Genomic DNA, 22,290 nt, shown 5'->3' with positions numbered 1-22,290 from the left:
TTATGCAGAGTGCTTATGTTCTCTATTGCTGCTTCAAAGCTGTGTTCATTCGGCGGGAGTGAGTCATTAACGCCTACTTAAAACATTATATCCGCAGTTGCTTCCTATTATACCAGCAATCAAGAAATAAATATACAAAACATTGTGCAGGAGACGAACTTCTTACTAAAAGCTCATCTCCTGCGTTTATTTGCTCATTTTAGTTCATTTGAATTACAACCCCGCCAGCGCTTTAATTTCCTCTGCTGTCAGCGCTTTGTTATACAATTGAACTTCATCCAGGCTGCCATTGAAGTAAGCATCGGCGGCAAAACGGCTTTTGCCGAGATAAGCCTCGCTCGTCAGCAACTCATCGGGATTGAAGGTAATGCTGTCATTAACAGCTACTTCCTCACCATTTACATACAGCTTTCCTGTATTCCCTTTCAGTGTAACCGCTACATGCGTCCACTGGTTTAGAGGTAATGATGATTTGGAAAGCAAGCTTTGGTCCGTACCCTCATGGATTGTAAACTGGAGTACACCGCTTCCTTGGGAAGGGGTAAGAAACATATGCCGGGCTTGGCCGTTGCCGAAGTCAAAAATCCGTTGCCAAGCTGCACCGCCCTTCCAGTTCACCCAAGCGGAAAAGGTAAAATCCTTCGCATCTGTTACTGTATTTGGCAGTTGCACGTAACCATCCTTACCGTTGAGGACAAGCGCACCACCAAGCTTCCCGTCTTTATCCCATGCAGCCCCACCATAGGTCTTACCATCGAATTGATTGTATGTGCTGTCGACAACCGAAGTTCCTTGATCCTCACTCCATGAATAGCGTGCGAGCTGAGGACCTCGGGCCTGCCCGGGAACAATGGCTGTAAAGTTTTTCTTAGCTGTGGCTTTGTCCTTTTTGATGGTCGCCGTCAATGTAACTGTTACAGGCTGAGAACCGGCTTCTGGACGGTATACTTCACCTGTCACAGAAATATTCTCCGGGTGGGTGGACTCCCATGAAATATTGGTATCTTGTGCTGCTTGAGTAGGTAGCGTCAGATTATAAAGAACATTGCTCGTATCGCCCAGGCTCAGATCCTTCTGCACAGCAGCTACAATCTTGCTGGCCTTCAGATCAGGCTTTAGCGAACCCCATACCGCAACACCCTTGGAGGACAACGCGGTAAAAGCAAGCGTCTTGGCACCTGTGTCTGGATCATGGTGCCGCAGGAATACACCTTTGTACTTCGTGCCCTCTGCTGTAATTTCCAGCTGATTGCCTGCCCCCAACTTCCAAGTACCGTTCACTCCACCAGACAGTTTGCCGCCGCTATCCAGACTGACGTTAACGGCTTGCTTAATATTTGCCGAAATTTCCTTCCCGTGATTTACATACGAATATTGACCGAGGACATCCTTTTCTGACAGCTTTTTCAGTGAATCCTCATCTCCCGAATAACGATAAGGAGCAACCACAGGCCAACCGTCAGCGTTCATGAACATTTCATGTACCCGCACTTCATACTGTTCGCCTCTCCCCGGGAAACGGGAATGGAAAATGACAAAATGCTTTTTCGTCTTAGGATCATAATAAGCCGAGTTGTGTCCAGGCGACACATAACCTGCACCTAGTCCAGTACCCGGATCACCAATTTCTCTTGGAATCAGGTAATTACCTATCAGTTTGACACCGTATGGTTCAATGGAAGCGTCATCAAAAAGTGGTTTATCCGGATTTGCCTTGACCTTGATCATATCATTACCTTCAGCATCGTAGAAAGGGCCATCCGGTGTTTTGGACCGAGCCACCCGCAAGTTGTATCCGCCATCCGCTGACAATCCACCATAGGACAGGAACAAGTAATAGTAGTCCGTTTGCGGACTGTATTGTATGTACGGCCCTTCCATACGAGCATGGTTACCGCCTGTCAGCTTTTTCCCGTAGCCTTGACCAGGGAGCGGCTTCCCTGTTTTTTCATCCATCTGCATAATGAAGATGCCTCCTGAGTAGGAGCCATATACCATCCACAACTTGCCGTTCTTATCATAAAAGGTGTCCGGGTCCACGGCATTCGGATGCTTGGTTGCGTCATAGATCGTCCCATCCTCACTCAGTTGGTCCCACATGCCGGATTTTAGAAAAATGCCTTTATTCTTATAAGGCCCTTCAATTTTATCAGCAACTGCTAGGCCCATTGCTGAACGCGGTGAGTCACCCTTGCAAGCGTTATAATACATATAGAACTTGCCATCTGCCAGTTGAATGACATCAGCTGCCCACAGCGTGTCTGTCTGTGCCCAATCCAGTGCTTCCTTTAATTCTTCTTTGACATTGGGAATCAATGCATTACCATTCGCAACTCCTGTAGCAATCGTATCCCAATTCATGAGGTCTTTGGACTTGGCAGCCGCCAGATGTGAGCCAAAAATGTAAAATGTGTCTTTCACTTTCAGGATGGATGGATCATGTACGGAAGTCTCCTTGAAAGAGACAGCCTTTTTACTTTGAATTGAAAAGTTTTCTAGGTCTTGAGCTTGAAGGGAAGTTTGCACTACATTTTGAATTCCATCTGTATCTGAATTGAGTGTTTGCTCGGCGCCTACCAAAGAAGCAGGCAACAACAGCGCACCTGCGAGTGAAGCTGCCGTTATTTTACGAATAAATGTTTGCTTCATAAATCAATCTCCTCTCATTTTGAACATCCCTGATAACATAAGACATATTGAGAAAGCGGTCAGGATTATGTTTGTATTAACTTCTTCAGCCTCAAATTTAAAGTTGCTCATCCCTCCCGTTTTTAATTAAAGCGCTTTCAATTGATTTGAAAAACAAAATCACCTTCGGTTAAGAAGGACGATTCAGACCTGGCGGTTAACCGTACCTCTATATTATTCAAATAATATGGAAAATTCAATATGTAATTTTATGTTTTTATAAATTATTCATCGAATTATTAACATTAATAAATGTATTGCGTAAATTTCTAGTTTAAAGTTATAATTTTACAACTAAAATTCTATATGTTTCCTGCCGATATACCTAAAAGAACAATTTTACGTGTATAGAAACATTTAGATTTTATAAGGAGGTGAAAAATATATGCAATGGTATTTAAAAGTGCTGCAAAACTATGTAGGATTCCAAGGCAGAGCAAGACGTACAGAATACTGGATGTTTACTCTGTTCAATGTGATAGCTTGTTTGATATTATACTTAGTGGATCTCCTTTTGGGACTTCCTTTAGTATTGACACTTATCTATAGCTTGGCTGTTTTGTTACCGTCTCTGGCAGTGTTTGTCCGCAGACTCCATGACACGGGTAAAACCGGGTGGTGGATTCTGATTGCTCTTGTGCCTTTCGGTGGCATTGTGCTGCTTGTATTCGAATGCCTAGACAGTCAGCCTGGCGACAATAAGTATGGAAAAAACCCTAAATCGTAATGGTTGTAGATGTCTAAAACCTCAACCTCTTTCACTTTTGTGAAGGAGGTTTTTTTCATATCCGCCTCTCCCCTAACTAAGTTAAAAAGCCGCCAATCCAGCACAGCGAAAGTAAGTCTGAGCAGATGCTATGTATTTATGGGATACGAACAATGTGGTCAAAGAAAAGGGCAGAATCCAAAGGGTAAATCTCATCCATTATTCGCATCCGTGAATTTTTTTTGGCTTTACCTGTTTACATCCTCCTCTTTTAGTTTATTTTAAACGAGTATTAAGCTGGCGCTAAGATTGGGTGTGTATGATGTATATTAGAATCTGGTAACTACATAAGCCGGATCGGCTAAAGGCATAAACATTACTCCCGTTGGATATCCATATAAGGCTCCACTCTGTCAGAAATTGAATGAAACACAAAGGAGATTTTACACTTATGAATCGAAAACGAATGTTGGTCATCTGTACACTGTTGCTAGCGTTGTCTATTGGGCAGTCTTCTACTTGGGGAAGTCGGGCTAATGCTGCTACACTGGCTCCAGAGAGAGCCCCTCAGGTACAGGATAATGATGCTTCCAAGGATGATGAACTGTTGAAAACATTGGGCGCATCCTCGGATGAGCAATTATATGAAGCGTTGTATAACGGTCAAACCTTGGCTGATATTGCACACACCAATAATCAGGACGTCCAGGCTGTTGTTGATTTACAGGTAGCTCAATTAACAGAGCAGTTGGATCAACGACTGGCCAATAAGAGCATTACGCTTGAGCAATACCAAGCCCATAAGGCAGAATTGACACAGGTCGTTGCTAAAAGTGTGTTCGGGCTGTAAGCAGTGACACGACAAAATGTGAAAAAGGCGCTGAACCCATGGGGGCCAGCGCCTTTTGGCTTGTCTATATTTTGTTGTAAATTACACTTGATATACTCGGATCAAGTTAGTGGTGCCCGCCTCAGCGACAGGAACACCTGCTGACAGGACTACAGTATCGCCTTTATGGATATATCCTGCATTCAGCGCGTTACGGATGGAGGATTCGAACATTTCATCCGTTGTTGCTACTTTATCCCCCTTGATCGGGAATACGCCGGACAACAGGCAGATTTTAGCGAATACCGTATTATTCGGAGTAACCGCAATAATAGGTGCCTTCGGACGATATTTGGATACCATACGTGCCGTGAATCCGCTGGCAGTCGATGTAATAATTGCTTTCGCATCCAGCTCCAGGGACGAACTCACCGCACCCTGACTAATCACTTCGGTAATGTTGGTGCTTTGACGTGCTCTGCGCTTATCGAACTGCTCCTGATAATCGAATTGCGATTCTGCTCTGGCAGCTACAGCGGCCATGGTCCGTACAGACTCGACAGGGTATTTACCCGCAGCTGATTCGCCCGACAGCATAACAACATCGGCTCCTTGCATAACGGCATTAAACACGTCACTAACTTCGGCTCTCGTCGGACGCGGGTTCACCTGCATGGATTCCAGCATGTGGGTAGCTACGATAACGGGCTTGCCGACCAGATTACACTTGTCGATCATTTCTTTTTGCATCACAGGCACATCTTGAATCGGCACTTCGACACCCAGATCACCACGGGCTACCATAATGCCATCGGAAGCTTCGATAATATCATCCAGGTTTTCCATGCCTTCAGCATTTTCAATTTTGGAATAGATTTGTACATGCTCAGCATGATGTCCCTTCAAAATCTCACGGATTTCACGGATATCGTCGCCTTTACGCACAAAAGAAGCCGCAATAAGCTCAACACGCTGCTCCACCCCAAATTGGATGTGCCTCACATCTCGCTCCGTCACGCCTGGAAGGGTCGTATGAATCCCTGGCAGGTTTACACCTTTTCTCGGCTTCAAAATACCGCCGCTTACAATATTACAAATCATTTCCGTACCTTCGATGGAGGTTACAGTCAGATCAACCAAACCATCGTCAATGAGAATGCGGTCGCCTGGTTTGATGTCCTTCGGCATATCCGGGTAATTCACTGAAATACGATGCTCGTCCCCTAGAATCTCTTCTGTGGTCAGAATGAGCTGGCTTCCTGGTTTCAGCAGACAAGATGCCTCTCTCAGCTTGCCAATCCGTATTTCCGGTCCTTTAATATCCATCATGACAGGGATAAAGGTATTCATTTCCTTCGCAGCCTGACGCACATTTTCGATACGTTTAACGTGATCTTCCAGCTCCCCGTGAGCCATATTCAAGCGGGCTACAGTCATACCAGCCTGGATCATTTCTTTTAACAATTGAATGGAGTCACAGGCAGGTCCCATAGTACAAATAATTTTCGTTTTAAGCATAGTAATGTCATCCTCCTGAATGTCTTTACTGTATGGTTTTCTATTCCACTTTGCTTCTCTATCTACATTAAACTTATATAGCTCTATTCTACCTGTACCCGTGCACCAAGACTATGAACTATAGTATGATGAATGTACTACAGTATAACGAAAGTTGAAGACATCGGGGAGTGAGTTTCGTGATTACATTGATGGATATACGGCAGGATAACGGTGTGGACTGGTATGAAAAGGCTGGTGCAAATAGCGACAACGATGACTTACTGTTCATTTTGGTCACCTTTGGCAAATGTGTATATTGGGTGAACGATTGCAAATTCATTCTCGGTAAGGGTGAAACACTGCTTTTACCCGGTCATCTGGATTACTATGGCAAGAGCATTCCTACGCTCTTTCATACCAAGTATGTGATACATTGCCGCAAAACATGTACGAACAGCACACTTCCCATATTGAATACTGACAAGCCGTTGTTGATCAAACCTGGATGCTACGATATGCTGCATGAACGGATTAAATCGATGTACTATCAATGGACTGAACACCCAAGCTACTACACCATGATGGCTGACTGTTTGCTGACCGAGGCAATGATATATATGAATCAGGAATGGGACAAAGGCGCCATTTCTTGCGATCGAGAACGACATGTGGAACATATGAAACAGTATATCCAGAACCACTACCGGGAAAAGGTAACCAAGGAGGAGCTTGGCGACGCCATCCGTAAAACCCCCAATTATGCCGCGACGCTGCTGCGTGAGGTAACACGCCAAACGATCAGCGAGCATGTACATACGCAACGCATTAAAACCGCCATCTACATGCTGACCGAGTCCCGGCTAACGATTCGTGAAATTTCGGAGTATGTGGGATATAGTGATGTGTCCTATTTCCATCGAATTTTCAAACGGTTGACAGGCTGCTCGCCGTCCGAATTTCTGGATGAACGTTCCTCAATCGTATAGGTGTGTCTTCAAGCTATAAATAAAGACTAATTATTAGTGAAATAAAGTTGTGGGAAGACAATAAAAACACGATCTTGGTGCATCTTCAGAAAGAGAACGCTCACTTAGCCATTCACGCCTAGATACAATGTGGTTGCGACTCGTTTTCCTACAAGGAGCCGTCGGGCAAAATGCTCTTTAACAATATTGAACGTCTAATATCATGCAATTTAATCACGATCTGGTTGGCTTGAGTTTGGGAATATACTCTAAATAAAAAAGAACGCTCATTTTTATGAGCGTTCCAGGAAAAATCAGTTTTTCCCATCTTTTTTTTCGTAAACAAAATTATTCACGATAACTTGCTTTGTCTCAGCTGTTATCTGCTCTTGATTATCCCGATTTGCAACTTCATCACTTGGATACTCATTCGGAACTTCGACAGGGAGAAAATCCCCATGTTTTGAGTGTAAAATTTCCGCTGGTGAAGAAAACACTTTTTCATTTATTTCCTTCTTTTTTTCAGGCGTTAGCCAGTCAGGCTCATTGTTAGTTTTGGTTTGAAGCGTACTACTGTCTGCAAAAGTCTGACTTTTGATGACGGCAACCGCCCCTCCGACAACGACAGTTAGACTTAAGACAATAACAACCGTTCTGAATCGCTTGTTCACTCTCACTCCTCCCTTCTAAAAGTAATCTAGTTAAAAAAATTAATAGCCAATGAATCCATTTCCAGAAATAGTGTAGTCATTTAAATTATTTACTAATATTTGATATGTCCCAGGTCCTGGTGCTTTGATTTCAAACTTTGTATTTGTGCCTGTATATCTTCCGGAAACCAAGTGAACCTTGCCCAAATAATCTTTATTCACAAGTGTATAACCTACATCGGGTTGTGACCAAGAACTATCATCTCCCCACTGCACCACATTTATAGGCATAGTTATTGCATAATCGACATAAAACTTATCAGTCCAATATCCATCGTGCTTAGCAAGGTGGTCAAATGCCCAAGATGTCAGGGTCATGGGAGAAATCTTCTCGATTGATTGAGTTTTATCGCTTTCGCTTTTTACAATTACTGACTCTAGTGGTACTGCATTTGTTATAGCTTCATTATACTCTTCAAGCGTCAAACCGCTCAAGAGCGTATCAGAATTAACAATTGAAGAATACGGCGGGAATAGGGACTGGTTAGAAGAGTCTTTAGCAGATGAGGATGAATCTGCATAAGAACTTGAAGGATTCAGCCCGATTGCTACCAACATAACAACTAGCATAGTTACAAGAAATTTTTTCACAAATAACTGCCTCCCAATGCTAAATTTTAACAACTATTGTATAATAGTACAATCACCCTCCCTTGAATATATATCTTTTGAAATTTTTACATTAATGTTACATTTTTTTGAATATTCGAGATTCTGATGATACAATACATTCAATTCCACACATAAGCAAATACCCAAACTATCAGTTGTTGGCCAAGCATATAGGGGTCATCTGTTTAACTTATAAAATTATCAAACAGGAGATGAAGAATAAAAATTGGGTACAATCTTATATCAATAATTAGATGATGCAGCACTACTGCATTGCAATAAAAGGCCTAAATTGCGAATAACCATCCATGCTTAATGGAAAAATGGTCGCTCCACTTGGAACCCTGCTCTAGCAGTCCTTTTTGATTAGGGACCAAGAGCGTTCCATATAGAACGACCATCATATTTATAATTACGCGTATAAATCTGCGTGTATTCGCATTACTTGGGTGATATTAATTAGAAGAACCCGCTGTTTTGACCTCTTCCAACATTTTATCGTTGTAGCCAAACATCCAGGTCAGGACAAAAGCTACAACCATAGCAGCCAAGTTCGCCAAAATATAAAGCGGAAGCTGATGATTCATGTAGAGCAACGTGCCTGGAATGACCGTAACTGCCATACCTGTAGCCGCCAAATGGAAGACCGAAGCGATAAAACCGCCAACCGCCCCACCGATGAGGCCCATGACAAAAGGCTTCATGTATCTCAGGTTTACCCCGAAAATAGCCGGCTCCGTAATCCCCAGAAAAGCAGACAACGAGGAAGGAAGTGCCAACGCTTTCAGCTTGCTATTCTTCGTTTTCAGTCCAACCGCCAGACAGGCAGCACCTTGAGCAGCCATAGCGCAGGTAATGATGGCGTTAAAGGCGTTTACGCCGTTCTTTTCAAGCAGTTGAATCTCCAAGAAATTAAAGATATGATGCACACCTGTAACAACGATAATCTGATGCAAGAAACCGATGACAATCCCTGCAATACCGAAAGGCAAATCCAGCACAAACGTTGTTCCGTGCAGCACCCATTCTTCGAGTGAATGGAAAATCGGACCGATGGCAAACAATCCCAGGGTGATCATGATCAACAGTGTTAAAAACGGTGTAAGAATCAGATCTAGCGCTTCAGGCACCCGTTTGCGCAGCGCCCGCTCCAGCTTGGCTCCGATCAAGCCCACGAAGAAAGCTGGCAATACTGAGCCTTGATAGCCCACCACAGGAATGAATCCGAACATCGTCAACGGGTGGGCTGAGCCGTCCGCAACACTATAAGCGTTGGGCAAGGCCGGGTTTACCAGCATCAGACCGAGAACGATACCCAGCACTGGACTACCGCCGAATACTCTAAAGGCTGACCATGCGACTAACGCTGGTAGAAAAGCAAAGGCTGTATCCGTTAATACTTGTGTGTATAATAGAAAATTGGGTGAAATATCCTGTGGGGTCATGCCAAATAGAGCGAGAATTTGCGGCTGAGTGAGCAAGCCACGTAGCCCCATGAACAACCCCGTAGCAACCAGTACAGGAATAATCGGTACAAACACATCGCCAAAGGTACGGATGGAGCGCTGGAAGACGTTCCCTTCCTTTTTCGCCTGACTCTTCACCTCTTCTTTAGATGAACCAGTCACGCCAAGCTTTTCGACCTCTTCGAAAATTCGATTTACCGTACCTGTACCAAAAATAATCTGATATTGCCCGGAATTGAAGAAAGCACCCTTGACCTTGTCGATCTCCTCAACTTTTTTCTGATCAATTTTCTCCTTGTCATGCACCATAATCCGCAAGCGCGTCGCGCAATGAGCAAAAGATGCAATATTTTCTTGCCCACCGATTGCCTGGATCACTTCTTTAGCTATTTCTCTGTTCTCCGCCATGATGTTCATCCTCTCGTTGATTCCGTTATGTTTGATGATTAACGATCCACTTGATGTTTTAGCCTACTCATGTAAAATCCCATTTTACCGCCTGGAAGAGAGCCTCTCCCTTGTCGGCAAAAAAGCGTATTTCGTCACTCTCTGGATGCGGAAAAATACGACTGGTGAACACCTCTTCCCCATCATTGACGAAAATCTCAACTGAAGACGTATCTACAAACAAATGAAGTTTGATATGATCTTTATCCCATGAACACTGCCGTACCTCACCATACGAAGTGGCTACAGGCACACCTGATTGCGAACGATCCAATACTAGTTTGCGACTGATGGCATCATATTTAATCACCGTTTTCTCAGTCTCACTCGCACGGAACTCAATACCAAACACCTTAGCGCTTAAAAGATCTACCTCACAGATCAGCTCATAGGCCGTACCTGTAAATCCTTCATAGGTTTTGCTCTCTGAGAATAACGTGTCAGCTACCCGATCCTCACGATTTCTGCGTAACGTAGTCAGCTCAGGGATCGGCCGCTGCAAGAGTGTGCCCTCATGAAGCGTAAGCTCCCTTGGTAATGTCAGACAATGAGCCCATCCGTTCGGATCTGTGGGATAGTCGATATCCGGCAGCCCCATCCATGCCACCATAATACGCCGCCCCTGCGGGTCAATCATCGTCTGTGGCGCATAGAAGTCAAAGCCTCTATCGAGCTCGTGGAATGCGCCGTGCTCCAGTATTCTTGTACCGGTATCTAACGGCTTGCCGATTACGTAGCCCGATTGATAAATATTGTGATTTTCATCCCCGGAAGGCTCCAAGCCCTGAGGAGAAAAGATCAAGACACCCGCTTCGTTCAGTTCAAAATAATCCGGACATTCCCACATGTAGCCAAACGACTCCAGCCCTGTGCACAATTCTCCCTCAAACTCCCATGAATGAAGGTCGGTTGATCGGTAGAGGACGGCGCAGCCTGTTAAATTCGTTCTCTGGGCACCAATCACACAGTAAAAGCTATCGCCGTCTTTCCATAGCTTGGGATCACGAAAATGGTCTGTATAGCTTTCTGGCACATTGGCAATAACAGGATGCTCCCATTTGGTAATGTGACCGCTCTCATCCATAACAGCCATGCATTGATAAGGATGTCTGATCCAGTCTTCATCTCGTGCATTTCCCGTATACAGCATATATAATTTGCCCTCATGCTCCAGTGCGCTGCCCGAGTAAGCCCCATGTGAATCAAAATAATCCCCAGGTGCGATGCCAATGCCCGCACTATTCCATGTGACCAAATCTTTGGATTTCAGGTGATACCAATATTTCATCCCATGATCCGTTCCGAGCGGAAACCACTGATAAAATAAGTGGTATTCACCTTGGTAATATGAAAAGCCATTGGGGTCATTGAGCAAACCTGTCGGTGGCTGGATATGAAATGCCTGCCGCCAGTGACATTGCTCCACTTTCTCCTCCAAGCTGGCTATTTCACCGGGCTCTGCCTGCTCGATCATTCGATACTTTTGTTCTCTTGTCATTTTCATAGGTGTACCTCATTTTTATTAAAACTTCGCTTCAGGAACCGGTTCCAACTCAATGAAAAAAATATTCTATCGGAACCGGTTCCCATACGATTAAAAAAATATACTCATCCATGGATTTGCAACCGATTCCATTTATGCCCGAATGCTATGGAACCGGTTTCGAAGAAATTATAATCCACTTGTTCAGCGTTTGTCAACGCTTTCTCTTTCGATCAGGGAATAATTCATGACCGTCACTTTTTCTACCGATTTATGTTCTACCAGCCGCATAATATTTTGCGCTGCTACACGTCCAGCCTCCATATACGGATATTGGACGGTTGTCAGCGCAGGGTGAATGACCTCCGTAATATCGTATCCCCCAAAGCCAGTTACCGACAAATCCGACGGGATAACAATCCCTCTGGAATAAGCCGCATTGATTACGCCCAGCGCGATATTATCCGTAGCACACACCATTAACGATGGCTTGAAATGGTCCAAAATGGCGGATGCAGCAATCCGTGCATCGGACATTTTAAATCCGGTCTCATAGTATCTGATATCATACCCTGCTGCTTGCATCGCATCGTCCGTACAAGACTCAGTAGGCAATGCATCGCGTACAGCCTGCCTAAAGCCCTCCTTGCGCTGCACACCGACGGCAACATCCTTTTCAGTAACACCAACGTAGGCAATTTCGCGGTGTCCCTGAGACAAAACGTACGTGCCAATATCATATCCTGCACGATAGTCATCATGGATAAGGCTATGAAGCTGCTCGTGCTGCTGGCCCACCAGCAACACTGGAATACCGATGTCACGAATCGCGGTCAGATGGTCGTCTGTAATTTGAGCAGCCAGCAAAATGATACCCGAAATCTTTTGTCGGCCCAGCTCATAAATGGCTTCGATTTCACGCTGTACATCCTGGCTCGTATTGGAGATCAGCATCTGATAATGCTGAGAACGCAGTTCCTCATCAATCCCCATCAGCGTATGAGATGTCGCAAAAGAATCCAGACGCGGCACAACGGTGCCGATGATGTTGGTCCGCTTCGCCTTAAGACTCTGGGCAAAGGCATTGGGCACATAGCCCGTGGCTTTAACCACTTTTTCAATTTTTCGTTTCGTATCCACGCTGACAGACCCGCCGTTCAAAAAACGGGATACCGTGCTCTTGGATACACCAGCCATTTGGGCTATATCTGCAATCGTCTTATTCATGAAGTCCCCCGGAGATTTTTCGTATTCACAAGCTTCCAAAACGTCTCTTTTCACATAACCCTATAATACCATATGGCGGGATTGGATTGCTGTGGCTCCAGACCCATCATGCAAAAACGCCGTCCCTTCAGTGAAGAAGGAAACGGCGTCTCATGATGAACGTAATTTTAAAAATCAAAGTTATCCGGATCTGGACCTACCCGAAGATCGGCATTTAACGCCTGAATTCGATCCATATCCTCGCGCGTCAGTTCGAAGTCAAAAATATCGGCATTTTCGACGATCCGATGCGCCTTGGTAGACTTGGGAATGGTGACAACTCCCTGCTGCACATCCCAGCGTAAAATCACTTGCGCCACCGATTTACCGTACTTGGTCGCTATGTCTTGCAGTACCGGATGATCCAGCAATTGGCCTTGCATTAACGGGGACCAGGCTTCCATTTGAATGTCGTTCCTTTGACAGAATTGCAACAGCTCGGTTTGGGTTAATTGTGGATGGAACTCCACCTGATTGATCATTGGCTTGATTTCAGCATCTTTCATGAGATCTTCCAAATGATGAATCTGGAAGTTGCTGACTCCAATTGCCTTAATCCGTCCTTCTTTATACAAGGATTCCAACGCTCTCCAAGCTTCTTTATACTTTCCCTGAACTGGCCAATGAATCAGATATAGATCCAGGTATTCCAGACCCAGCTTATCCAGACTGGCTTCATAAGCTGCTCTTGTCTCTTCATAGCCTAAATCTGCATTCCACACTTTGGACGTGACGAACAGTTCTTCTCTGGACAGATTATTTTCCTGAAGGGCTTCCTGAATAGCCTGCCCTACACTGCTTTCATTCGCATAGATTGCAGCTGTATCTATACTGCGGTAGCCATGCTTTACAGCAGCCTTTATAGCATCGACCAGCTCCGAACCTTCCTCCACTTTAAATACCCCGATGCCAAACCAAGGCATACGAACTCCGTTGTTTAACAATGTTGTGCTTTGTAAGTTTTGTGTCATTTTGTATCTTCCTCTCTATTTTTTAAAAGCTTTAACCTGTAATGGTAGTTGTATCCCTTTTTTCGAGCATACGACTCCAGCCTGTGAGCAGGACCGCAACGAAAACCATAATGCTCCCGATCCAGGCTGTATGAATGAGACCGAGTGAATCCGTTACAATTCCGCCTACATAAGCTCCGATGGCTATCCCTGCGTTGAAAGCAGCAATATTAACAGCAGAGGCAACATCGACAGCTTTGGGTGCAAACCGTTCGGCTAACATGACTACATATACCTGTAACCCGGGCACGTTCATAAACGCAAGCAATCCCATAAAGAAGATCGTAATCAGTCCTGCCGTTTTAAAAGGTGCCGTGAACAACAGGAGAAAAAGGATCACTGCTTGAATCAGAAACATGTAAAACAAAGCTGAAAGCGGCTTACGGTTTGCTGCTTTTCCGCCAATGACATTCCCGATGGCAATCGCAATTCCATACAGCAAAAGAATAAACGTTACCGTACTTTGCTGAAATCCGGTTATGTCGTGGAGTAATGGAGATAAATAAGTAAACACCACAAATGTGCCTCCATACCCCAAAGCTGTAATGATAAATGCAAGTAGCAAGCGACCATTGGTAACCAGTTTGACCTGCTCGCGGAAAGGAGTCTTGTTCCCTTTGCGCAGTGTAGATGGCAGCAGAATCAGATTGGCGATGAGTGCCACTACACCGACGACCACAATCGCCATAAATGCAGCCCGCCAACCCCATTGCTGCCCAATATAGGTACCCAAAGGTACACCTGTGACTGTGGCTACGGTCAACCCGGAGAACATAATGGAAATCGCACTCGCTCGACGATCATCCGGCACAAGATCGGCCGCGATGGTGGAACCGATGGACATGAACACCCCATGGGCGAACGCCGAGATCACACGTGCAATCAGCAGCAAGGCAATTCCACTAGAGACCGCAGCAAGGCTGTTACCTGCAATAAATATAATCATGATCCACAGCAGCAACGTTTTACGGGGAACACTTGATGTTAATGAGGTCAAGACAGGTGCCCCGATGGTAACTCCTAATGCATACAGCGTTACAGTTAGTGCGGACATCGTTACAGATATGTGCAAGTCTTCAGTAATGAGGGGAAGCAGTCCCACGCTGATGAACTCAGTTGTCCCAATCGCAAAGGCGCTTACGGCTAGAGCCAGTAATGGCCATATACTTCCTTTTGATTCTGGCGACATGTTTTTCCCTCCTATCTATAGAAATCTTCAACCAACAGATGTTATTATGAGTTATTCAAGCAATTATGAACAGTACGTACTTTTTAGTGATATAGGTACCAAAAAGTACCCTAAATAAAGTCCTTTTTGATTAAAACAGGATGTTAAGGTATGTATAACAGAAAAGCGATACACATGGAGGGATCGGCATTGGGGAAGAAAAAATACAATATCTCTGTTGAGGCGACGTTAGAGGTGATCGGGGGGAAATGGAAATGCGTGATTCTGTGTCATTTGACACATGGAAAGATGCGGACAAGCGAATTAAAACGGATGATGCCTTCCATAACACAAAAAATGCTGACTCAGCAGCTTCGTGAATTAGAGGAAGACGGCATTGTCAATCGGATTAGCTATAATCAGGTTCCACCCAAAGTGGAGTACGAGCTTAGTGAATATGGATGTAGTCTGAAAAGCATTTTAGATTCTCTTTGTGCCTGGGGAGAAAGACATATCATCAAAGAATATGGGGATAAATCTGCGGTTTTGGAAGATAACATTCTGAATAAGCTGTAAAGCCAAAAAGAGCGCCTGCAATACATCAGCAGGCGCTTCCTCTTTCTCCAAATTCCAAGGGTTACGAATGGGGCATTATTTTATTTTGTGAAATCAATGACCATGCGTCCTTGGATTTTGCCCTGCTCCATCTCCTCGAAGATCTCATTAATGTCTTCGAGCGGACGTTTTTGTACAAGAGGGACGACTTTACCTTCTGCAGCGAACTGGAACGCTTCTTTAAGGTCTTCACGAGTGCCGACCAAGGAGCCAATAACTTGAATGCCGTCCAGAACCAGACGAGGAATGTCCAGATCCATCTTATCGGTTGGAAGACCTACAGCTACAACACGCGCGCCAGCTTTTACAACGTCGATGGCCTGGTTGAAAGGTGTTTTGGCAACAGCAGTAACTACGGTTGCATCCAGACCAGAACCGTTTGTTAACTCCTTGGCTCGGGCGACCGGATCTTCTTTCATACTGTTAACGGTATAGTCAGCACCAATTTGTTTGGCCAGTTCTAGTTTTTCATCACTGATATCAAAGGCTACAACTTTAGCATTGAATACATTTTTGGCATATTGCACCGCCAGGTTACCCAAGCCGCCAATGCCGAAGATACCGATCCATTGGCCTGGTTTGATTTCACTTACTTTAACTGCTTTATATGTTGTAACCCCTGCACAAGTTACACTACTTGCAGCGGCAGGATCAAGACTATCTGGTACCTTGACCGCGTAGTCAGCTGTGACAATACATTGCTCTGCCATTGCACCGTCTACCGTATATCCGGCATTTTTAACTTCACGACACAGCGTTTCCCGCCCAGTTAGGCAATATTCACAATGACCGCAGCTTTCGAACATCCAGGCAATACTTACGCGATCACCAATTTTAAGACTGGTTACTCCTTCACCTAATTCAATGACTTTTCCAATACCTTCATGCCCTAGAACTCTGCCTGTGACATCACCGAAATCTGCATTTTTCACATGTAAATCTGTGTGGCAAACTCCGCAGTATTCAACTTGGACTAACGCTTCTCCATGCTTCAAGGAACGCAAAGGTCTCTCTTCTATACTGACTTTCTTGTCTTTTGTAACAATTGCTGCTTTCATGTAGATCTCTCCTTTAAATAGATATGGAATTATTTTGTAATGTACACTCATTATTATAGTAATTTTTGCCCAAAAAGGACAAATATAAATCTAACTTAAAACTATTTAATCCAAAAACGCTTCTTTCTAAGTCCTTGGACCCTTGTAGGAACTTTGTACAATAATTTACAATGTAAAAAGTTTCACATATTCTATTTTGGAAGAAGGATAAAGAAACATGAAAAAAAACTGGAAAGGTTGCCTGTTCAGCATATTTGCCATTATCTTGGCTGTATCGGTAACAGGATGCAATTCACAGCCCGCCATTTCTAGTACCACTAGCACTTCATCCTCATCAGTTAACAACGCTCATGCAGTTGTTCAGAAAGGCCCACACTGGTCCTATGAAGGAGATCAGGGACCGGAACATTGGGGAGAGCTGGAAAAAGATTTTGTTGCTTGTGGTAACGGCCACGAACAATCTCCTGTCAATATAGAGCATACCCATCTGGAAGCATCGCAAACACAGCAACCGCTGCAAGTTCATTACACTAAAACGAAAGCATCCATTTTGAATAATGGGCACACTGTGCAAATCAATGTTGCCGATGCCAGCAATAACATCATGCTGGACGGTACTAAATTCACTTTAAAGCAGTTTCACTTTCACCACCCGAGCGAACATCAAATTGATGGTAAAAATGCTGAAATGGAGCTTCATTTTGTCCATCAAAGCGACAACGGAAGCACAGCTGTCTTAGGGGTCCTTATCCAAAGTGGCAAAGAAAACAAGGCTTTCAACCGCATTTGGTCCAAACTGCCGAAGGATATTTCCCAAGAAGCGGCTCTGGATGAAGAAATAAATCTCGCTGCGCTGCTGCCAAAAGACCTGCACTCCGTTCGCTACAACGGATCGCTGACTACCCCGCCATGCACAGAACATGTAAATTGGACAGTGCTGGAGCAGCCTATTGAATTGTCCGCAGACCAAATCAACCAGTTTGCTGCCATTTTCCCCGATAACCATCGTCCTGTACAACAACTGGGAACCCGGGAACTGACTGCTGATAAATAATAAAATAAAGTGCCGTAAGATGTAAGGTGCATTCTATATTTGAATACCAAAATAAGACCCCTCTGTTCAATCTAGTTAGAGGGGTCTTTTCGGTATTAAATTTACTACTCATTACAAGCGCACCAGTTCCTCCACCTTCACTGGCTGACCTGTACGCATAGAGCGGTTGGCGGCGATGCCAGTTAAAATGGACCATGCACCGTCGATATGTGAGGCCGCACGATGAAACCGATCCTCTGCCGGCTTATCAAAAATATCCCGCAGCATAACTGGATCTCCTCCGCCATGACCACCTACGCCTTCTTCTACCTCGACCTCATAAGGTGCTGCAAAGTGGGGATAGATGGTGATAGTCTTCTCTTTGAGCGCACCCTCATCTGCCTTGCTGCCACCGGAATTAACATAGGATTGCTCGGATACCCGAACCTCCATCCGTCCCTTCGTGCCATTAAATACGATGATAAAGCCCTCCCAAGGCATATAAGCATTCAGTGAATAGTTCATCACCGTCTTGTTCTGATACTTCACCATGACACTCAGCGTGTCTTCTATGCTGATATTGTCGCCAAATACGCTTTGATCCCGCACATAGCCATCCTCATGCTCAGCATCCAGATACATACTTTTTAGATGCTCATTACGGTCCAGGTGTAGCGCAAAGGGGTCATTCTCCGCTGCCTTGCTGCCGTAAGCCCGTTGATAAAACTCCGTCACGCCACGCTGCTCCGCATTTTCCCGGCCGTAAAATTTCAGATCTCCCATCGCATACACCGTCTCCGGTTTCGAGCCAAGCCAGAAGTTCATCAGATCAAAATGATGCGTCGATTTATGCACTAGCAGACCACCGCTATTGCGCTTGTCACGGTGCCACCGACGGAAATAATCTGCGCCATGCTGTGTATTCAGCAACCACTCGAAATTGACTGACAGCACCTCTCCGAGCGTTCCGTCCATAATAATCTCGCGGATTTTCGTATTATGCGGCGCATAGCGGTAGTTAAAGGTGACGCGCAGCTTCCGTCCCGTGCGGTCTATGGCATCCAGAATGTCTTGGCATTTGTCCTCATCCACCGTCATCGGCTTCTCAGAAATGACATCACAGCCCAGCTCCATCGCCCGGATAATATACCGGTGATGCACCCGGTCAATGGTCGTGACAATGACGATATCCGGCTTCGTCTCCGCGATCATCCGATCAAACTCGTGTGCTTTATAGGTCGCAATCGGCTCATACTCGTATTTCTCCTGCAACAGCTGATTGGCATAATCCATTCTCGTCTGATTGACGTCACAGAACGCGATCAGCTCCGAGGTATCTTTGAAAACGGTAACAACTTCACCGTAAAAAAATTCGGCTCTTCCTCCGGTACCCACAAGCGCATATTTGATTTTAGCCAATTGGCTCACACCCTTTACATGAATTGCTTTTATTTTATAGTATAAGAAAGAGCGAAATCTTCGCTTTTATTATGATTTTTCCCAAAAAATATACATATATTATCCTTATGTATTCTTTCATTAAAGGAGACTATCGATATGATCGCTACACCCCGCTTTGCCATTGAGCAAGCGCTACGGACGGTGCCATTCAGCATGTCCGCCGACCATGTCCACCAAGCGCACGAAATCTATTATTTGCTGGCAGGAGAGCGTTACTACTACATTAATCAGCGGGTATACGCGCTCCAGAAGGGCGATCTGATTTGGATTAGCAAACATGATTTTCACCGTACAAGTAACAAGGGTAGCGGTAGCCATGAACGGATTTTGATTAACTTTGATGAAGAATTTGCAGCCTCGCCAATGACTGTCTCTCCCTCCAGCGATCAGAACCAGCCTCTTCTGCCAGAAAAAAGCTTTCTGCTTCGCCCCTCCGCGGAAGAACAATGCGAGCTGGAGCATCTATTCCAGCAAATGCTGGATGAATACTACCAAGAACATGCCTACCGCCAACTATATCTCCAAAGCTTGCTACTCCAGCTCCTTATCCGCATCCGGCGCATACAATCGGCCACTGCCGATACCATTGCACCGGAACGTAGCGAAAAGCAGCAACGCGTGTACTCAGTCATCGCATACCTGCATGCTCATTATGCCGAGAGCCTGTCACTAGATCAGCTGGCTGATCATTTTTATATTAGCAGCACGTATTTGTGCCGTATTTTCAAGCAGACAACAGGTTTTACCTTAGTAGAATATCTTCAAGATGTGCGGGTCCAGCAGGCTCGTGTGTACCTGAGAGAAACAAACTGGAAAGTGACTTCCATTGCTGAAAAAACGGGTTTTGACAGCATCGCTCACTTTGGTCGTGTATTCAAGCATCTTACCGGGCACACCCCGCTACAGTACCGAAAAAAATACAAAAAGGAGTAGCCATACGAAAAATCGCCATCTCCTGTTCCAAAGGTTCTCGGAGTTTTAAAACCCGAAGGGTTGGTGTAATCCAAAATGTGCGTTACATCTCCCTTTACATTACGATAATAGCTGTTACTATAGAGCCATGATCCCTTACTGATTTCAATCAGTAAGGGATTTGGAGCGGAATACCCATTTGAGGTATACCATGTTTCATGATCTTCCCATTTGAGTCCTATCAAAGTCACGTGGAGTGCGTAGCTCGGATGGACTTTATCGGAAAAGGCTGAAAACCAAAACTTGTGATGGTTTTCAGCCTTTTCACACCGTCTTTTGATTAGACACACTCCCGGACATTACGTCAAAAGCTATATGCAGGTCTTCAAGCTGGAATATGTGCATAGCTCGACCGCAGAGACGCTTTGAACGCTACTTTTTTCAATGCGAGAGGATCATGCGGCTCTTGTTTTATAAATTCAGTCCACTTAAAGCGGCTGGGAGGTATAAATATGCTAAAAACGATATTAGTTGTAGACGACGATGAAGAAATCGTAAAACTCATCACAAAGAGTTTAAGATACGAGCAATTTGCAATAATTTCGGCATATTCTGGGGAAGAAGCCTTATCTGCATTGGAAGAAAATAACATCGATTTCATCATTCTTGATATAGTAATGCCTGATATGGATGGACTTGATGTCTGCAGAAGTATCCGAAATTCTTATAATGTTCCAATTTTGTTTTTAAGTGCGCGTGATAAGGACATTGATAAAATCGTCGGGCTCGAAATAGGAGCAGACGATTACATGACCAAACCTTTCAGTATTCAGGAGCTTGTCTCCAGGATAAAGGCTCACTTCAGAAAAGTGGACAGGCTTTTTAAAGAGTGGGATGAACTTAGTCCCAGTAACGAAAAGGCGGATTCTCCGCTCATTTTGAACGATAAGACGTTTGAAGCATTCCTGAATAGCAGGAAGCTCGACTTATCAACGAAGGAATTTCAGATTCTGTCTATCCTCATGCGCCACCCCAATAATGTATTGACTCGTGAACAGATATATGAAAACGTCTGGGGAGACGAATACGGAGAAATAAATACCGTAACGGTTCATATAAAAAATATCCGTAAGAAACTTGGTCCTGAATATGACTTTATTAAAACAATATGGGGCATAGGATATAAATACACGGAAAGAGAGCAATAGTATGAAACTGAAAATAAAGCTTCCTCTTTTGTTCCTGCTGATGTTTATAATATTCATGTTTTCGATTGGAATGTACCTGAAGCTTGTCTTTGCAGTATATTCCCCTATACGCAGTTCATTGCTGGACTCGCGATATATAGCATTGCTCCTGCCCATATTTGCAATTGCCTGTTTCATATTTATTATTCTGATTATCTATATTCATTTTTGCATAGAGAAACCCATTCAGCTTCTGAATACCAGGCTTGAAGAAGTAAATATTGTACATCCACTGCCTCCGCTAGCTCTGAGAAGTAATGACGAGATCGGAGAACTTTATAAACACTTCAATAAGATGGAGCACCGGCTTCAACTCGCCCACAAAGAGCAGATCGAGATGATCGCGGCAATTGCCCACGACTTGAAAACACCCTTGACATCTATTAATGGTTTTACTGAACTGCTGGCTACGCACAAGGATTTACCAGAAACTGAAAAGCAGGAATATTATGATTTGATTCAAAAGAAGTCAGGATATATGGTTGAACTCATCAATGATTTTTCCAGCTTCACCAAAGAAAAACTGGAGTTGGAATCTATGGTAGCTACACCTGTAAAAGCATCAAAATTATTTGAAAACATTGCCCTTGAATATGAGTATGAGTTGGCAGGACTTGACAACGAGCTTACTTGCCGCCATTCATTTACGGAAAATATATTGCTGATGGTCAATGAACCGATGATACGTCGGGTTTTCGGCAACCTCTTTAGCAATGCTGTAAGATATGGAGGGAAAAATAAGCTGAAAGTGTATATGACTGGATACCCGCTAGGACAGTATGCCTTTTTTCAAATCGAGGATAATGGAATTGGAGTGCCGGAAAAGGATATATCTTCTCTGTTCCTCAAATTTTTCACTGTGGATAAATCGCGGCAAATCCAAAAGGGCGGACTGGGGCTGGGGCTTGCAAGCTGTAAATCCATTATTGAACATCATAGGGGCGAAATTTGCGCCTACCCTTCCGAATATGGCGGTTTGGGGATAAGATTCAGTCTTCCCTTGGCCGCACAACACTGATTTTATTTGTGCACATTTTCTTTTACTACAGGAGTTAAAGGCTACTGCCAGGTGTGAACACCCAGGCAGCAGCCTTTTTTATTTTTTCAGTGTTTT

Annotated in this window: 19 protein-coding genes; 8 read left to right on the top strand and 11 right to left on the bottom strand. The window is 44.4% G+C overall.

All coding sequences use genetic code 11. The features are described 5' to 3' along the window. Nucleotides 1-213: 213 nt before the first annotated feature. Nucleotides 214-2,649 (bottom strand): arabinan endo-1,5-alpha-L-arabinosidase AbnB, encoded by a 2,436-nt coding sequence (gene abnB / locus JOD82_RS22345; protein ID WP_209949934.1) that lies wholly within the window; start codon nucleotides 2,647-2,649, stop codon nucleotides 214-216. Between the two features lie 424 nt (nucleotides 2,650-3,073). Here abnB and JOD82_RS22340 point away from each other — a divergent pair, with 424 nt between their 5' ends. Next, complete coding sequence (locus JOD82_RS22340) at nucleotides 3,074-3,415, top strand: DUF805 domain-containing protein (RefSeq protein WP_069290867.1); 342 nt, start codon at nucleotides 3,074-3,076, stop codon at nucleotides 3,413-3,415. Nucleotides 3,416-3,845: 430 nt separating this feature from the next. Then, the gene (locus JOD82_RS22335; protein ID WP_209949933.1) at nucleotides 3,846-4,244 is read left to right on the top strand and encodes a hypothetical protein; all 399 of its coding nucleotides are present in this window, start codon (nucleotides 3,846-3,848) and stop codon (nucleotides 4,242-4,244) included. Nucleotides 4,245-4,325: 81 nt separating this feature from the next. Here JOD82_RS22335 and pyk read toward each other — a convergent pair whose 3' ends face one another. Next, nucleotides 4,326-5,741 (bottom strand): pyruvate kinase, encoded by a 1,416-nt coding sequence (gene pyk / locus JOD82_RS22330; protein ID WP_209949932.1) that lies wholly within the window; start codon nucleotides 5,739-5,741, stop codon nucleotides 4,326-4,328. A 179-nt stretch (nucleotides 5,742-5,920) separates the two neighbouring features. Here pyk and JOD82_RS22325 point away from each other — a divergent pair, with 179 nt between their 5' ends. Next, nucleotides 5,921-6,709 (top strand): helix-turn-helix domain-containing protein, encoded by a 789-nt coding sequence (locus JOD82_RS22325; RefSeq protein ID WP_025722577.1) that lies wholly within the window; start codon nucleotides 5,921-5,923, stop codon nucleotides 6,707-6,709. A gap of 293 nt (nucleotides 6,710-7,002) precedes the next feature. Here the strand turns inward: JOD82_RS22325 and JOD82_RS22320 are convergent, their stop codons facing one another. From JOD82_RS22320 to JOD82_RS22290, 7 genes are all read right to left on the bottom strand, one after another. Next, nucleotides 7,003-7,359, bottom strand: a complete 357-nt coding sequence (locus JOD82_RS22320) for a hypothetical protein (protein ID WP_051718046.1) — start codon at nucleotides 7,357-7,359, stop codon at nucleotides 7,003-7,005. A 39-nt stretch (nucleotides 7,360-7,398) separates the two neighbouring features. Beyond that, nucleotides 7,399-7,989 (bottom strand): hypothetical protein, encoded by a 591-nt coding sequence (locus JOD82_RS29355; RefSeq protein WP_245249106.1) that lies wholly within the window; start codon nucleotides 7,987-7,989, stop codon nucleotides 7,399-7,401. Nucleotides 7,990-8,465: 476 nt separating this feature from the next. Continuing rightward, nucleotides 8,466-9,884 carry a sucrose-specific PTS transporter subunit IIBC gene (locus JOD82_RS22310; RefSeq protein WP_209949931.1) on the bottom strand — a complete coding sequence of 473 codons (1,419 nt, stop codon included), beginning with the start codon at nucleotides 9,882-9,884 and terminating at the stop codon, nucleotides 8,466-8,468. A 67-nt stretch (nucleotides 9,885-9,951) separates the two neighbouring features. Then, nucleotides 9,952-11,427: a glycoside hydrolase family 32 protein gene (locus JOD82_RS22305; RefSeq protein ID WP_209949930.1), complete on the bottom strand. Its 1,476-nt coding sequence runs from the start codon at nucleotides 11,425-11,427 to the stop codon at nucleotides 9,952-9,954. Nucleotides 11,428-11,610: 183 nt separating this feature from the next. Then, nucleotides 11,611-12,633, bottom strand: a complete 1,023-nt coding sequence (locus JOD82_RS22300; protein ID WP_209949929.1) for a LacI family DNA-binding transcriptional regulator — start codon at nucleotides 12,631-12,633, stop codon at nucleotides 11,611-11,613. A gap of 167 nt (nucleotides 12,634-12,800) precedes the next feature. Then, the gene (locus JOD82_RS22295) at nucleotides 12,801-13,643 is read right to left on the bottom strand and encodes an aldo/keto reductase (protein WP_029516872.1); all 843 of its coding nucleotides are present in this window, start codon (nucleotides 13,641-13,643) and stop codon (nucleotides 12,801-12,803) included. A 31-nt stretch (nucleotides 13,644-13,674) separates the two neighbouring features. Next, nucleotides 13,675-14,871, bottom strand: coding sequence for an MFS transporter (locus JOD82_RS22290; protein ID WP_209949928.1), 1,197 nt, complete (start codon nucleotides 14,869-14,871; stop codon nucleotides 13,675-13,677). Between the two features lie 189 nt (nucleotides 14,872-15,060). On the opposite strand from JOD82_RS22290, the gene JOD82_RS22285 reads away from it, so the two are divergent. Then, entirely contained in the window at nucleotides 15,061-15,426 is a 366-nt protein-coding gene (locus JOD82_RS22285; RefSeq protein WP_013368959.1) for a winged helix-turn-helix transcriptional regulator, read from the top strand. A gap of 80 nt (nucleotides 15,427-15,506) precedes the next feature. Here the strand turns inward: JOD82_RS22285 and adhP are convergent, their stop codons facing one another. Beyond that, entirely contained in the window at nucleotides 15,507-16,523 is a 1,017-nt protein-coding gene (gene adhP / locus JOD82_RS22280; protein WP_069010132.1) for an alcohol dehydrogenase AdhP, read from the bottom strand. A 217-nt stretch (nucleotides 16,524-16,740) separates the two neighbouring features. On the opposite strand from adhP, the gene JOD82_RS22275 reads away from it, so the two are divergent. Then, the gene (locus JOD82_RS22275) at nucleotides 16,741-17,577 is read left to right on the top strand and encodes a carbonic anhydrase (protein WP_069010134.1); all 837 of its coding nucleotides are present in this window, start codon (nucleotides 16,741-16,743) and stop codon (nucleotides 17,575-17,577) included. A 111-nt stretch (nucleotides 17,578-17,688) separates the two neighbouring features. Here JOD82_RS22275 and JOD82_RS22270 read toward each other — a convergent pair whose 3' ends face one another. Continuing rightward, nucleotides 17,689-18,975: a Gfo/Idh/MocA family protein gene (locus tag JOD82_RS22270; protein ID WP_069010135.1), complete on the bottom strand. Its 1,287-nt coding sequence runs from the start codon at nucleotides 18,973-18,975 to the stop codon at nucleotides 17,689-17,691. A gap of 138 nt (nucleotides 18,976-19,113) precedes the next feature. On the opposite strand from JOD82_RS22270, the gene JOD82_RS22265 reads away from it, so the two are divergent. From JOD82_RS22265 to JOD82_RS22255, 3 genes are all read left to right on the top strand, one after another. After that, nucleotides 19,114-19,950, top strand: coding sequence for a helix-turn-helix transcriptional regulator (locus tag JOD82_RS22265; RefSeq protein ID WP_029516877.1), 837 nt, complete (start codon nucleotides 19,114-19,116; stop codon nucleotides 19,948-19,950). Nucleotides 19,951-20,441: 491 nt separating this feature from the next. Next, entirely contained in the window at nucleotides 20,442-21,137 is a 696-nt protein-coding gene (locus JOD82_RS22260; protein ID WP_029516878.1) for a response regulator transcription factor, read from the top strand. Between the two features lies 1 nt (nucleotide 21,138). Then, entirely contained in the window at nucleotides 21,139-22,194 is a 1,056-nt protein-coding gene (locus tag JOD82_RS22255; RefSeq protein ID WP_029516879.1) for a HAMP domain-containing sensor histidine kinase, read from the top strand. Nucleotides 22,195-22,290: the final 96 nt, after the last annotated feature.

Origin of the sequence: Paenibacillus sp. 1182 (genome assembly GCF_017833915.1) — a bacterium.
Lineage (GTDB): Bacteria > Bacillota > Bacilli > Paenibacillales > Paenibacillaceae > Paenibacillus > Paenibacillus polymyxa_D.
This window is presented reverse-complemented; position numbering and strand designations above follow the sequence as displayed.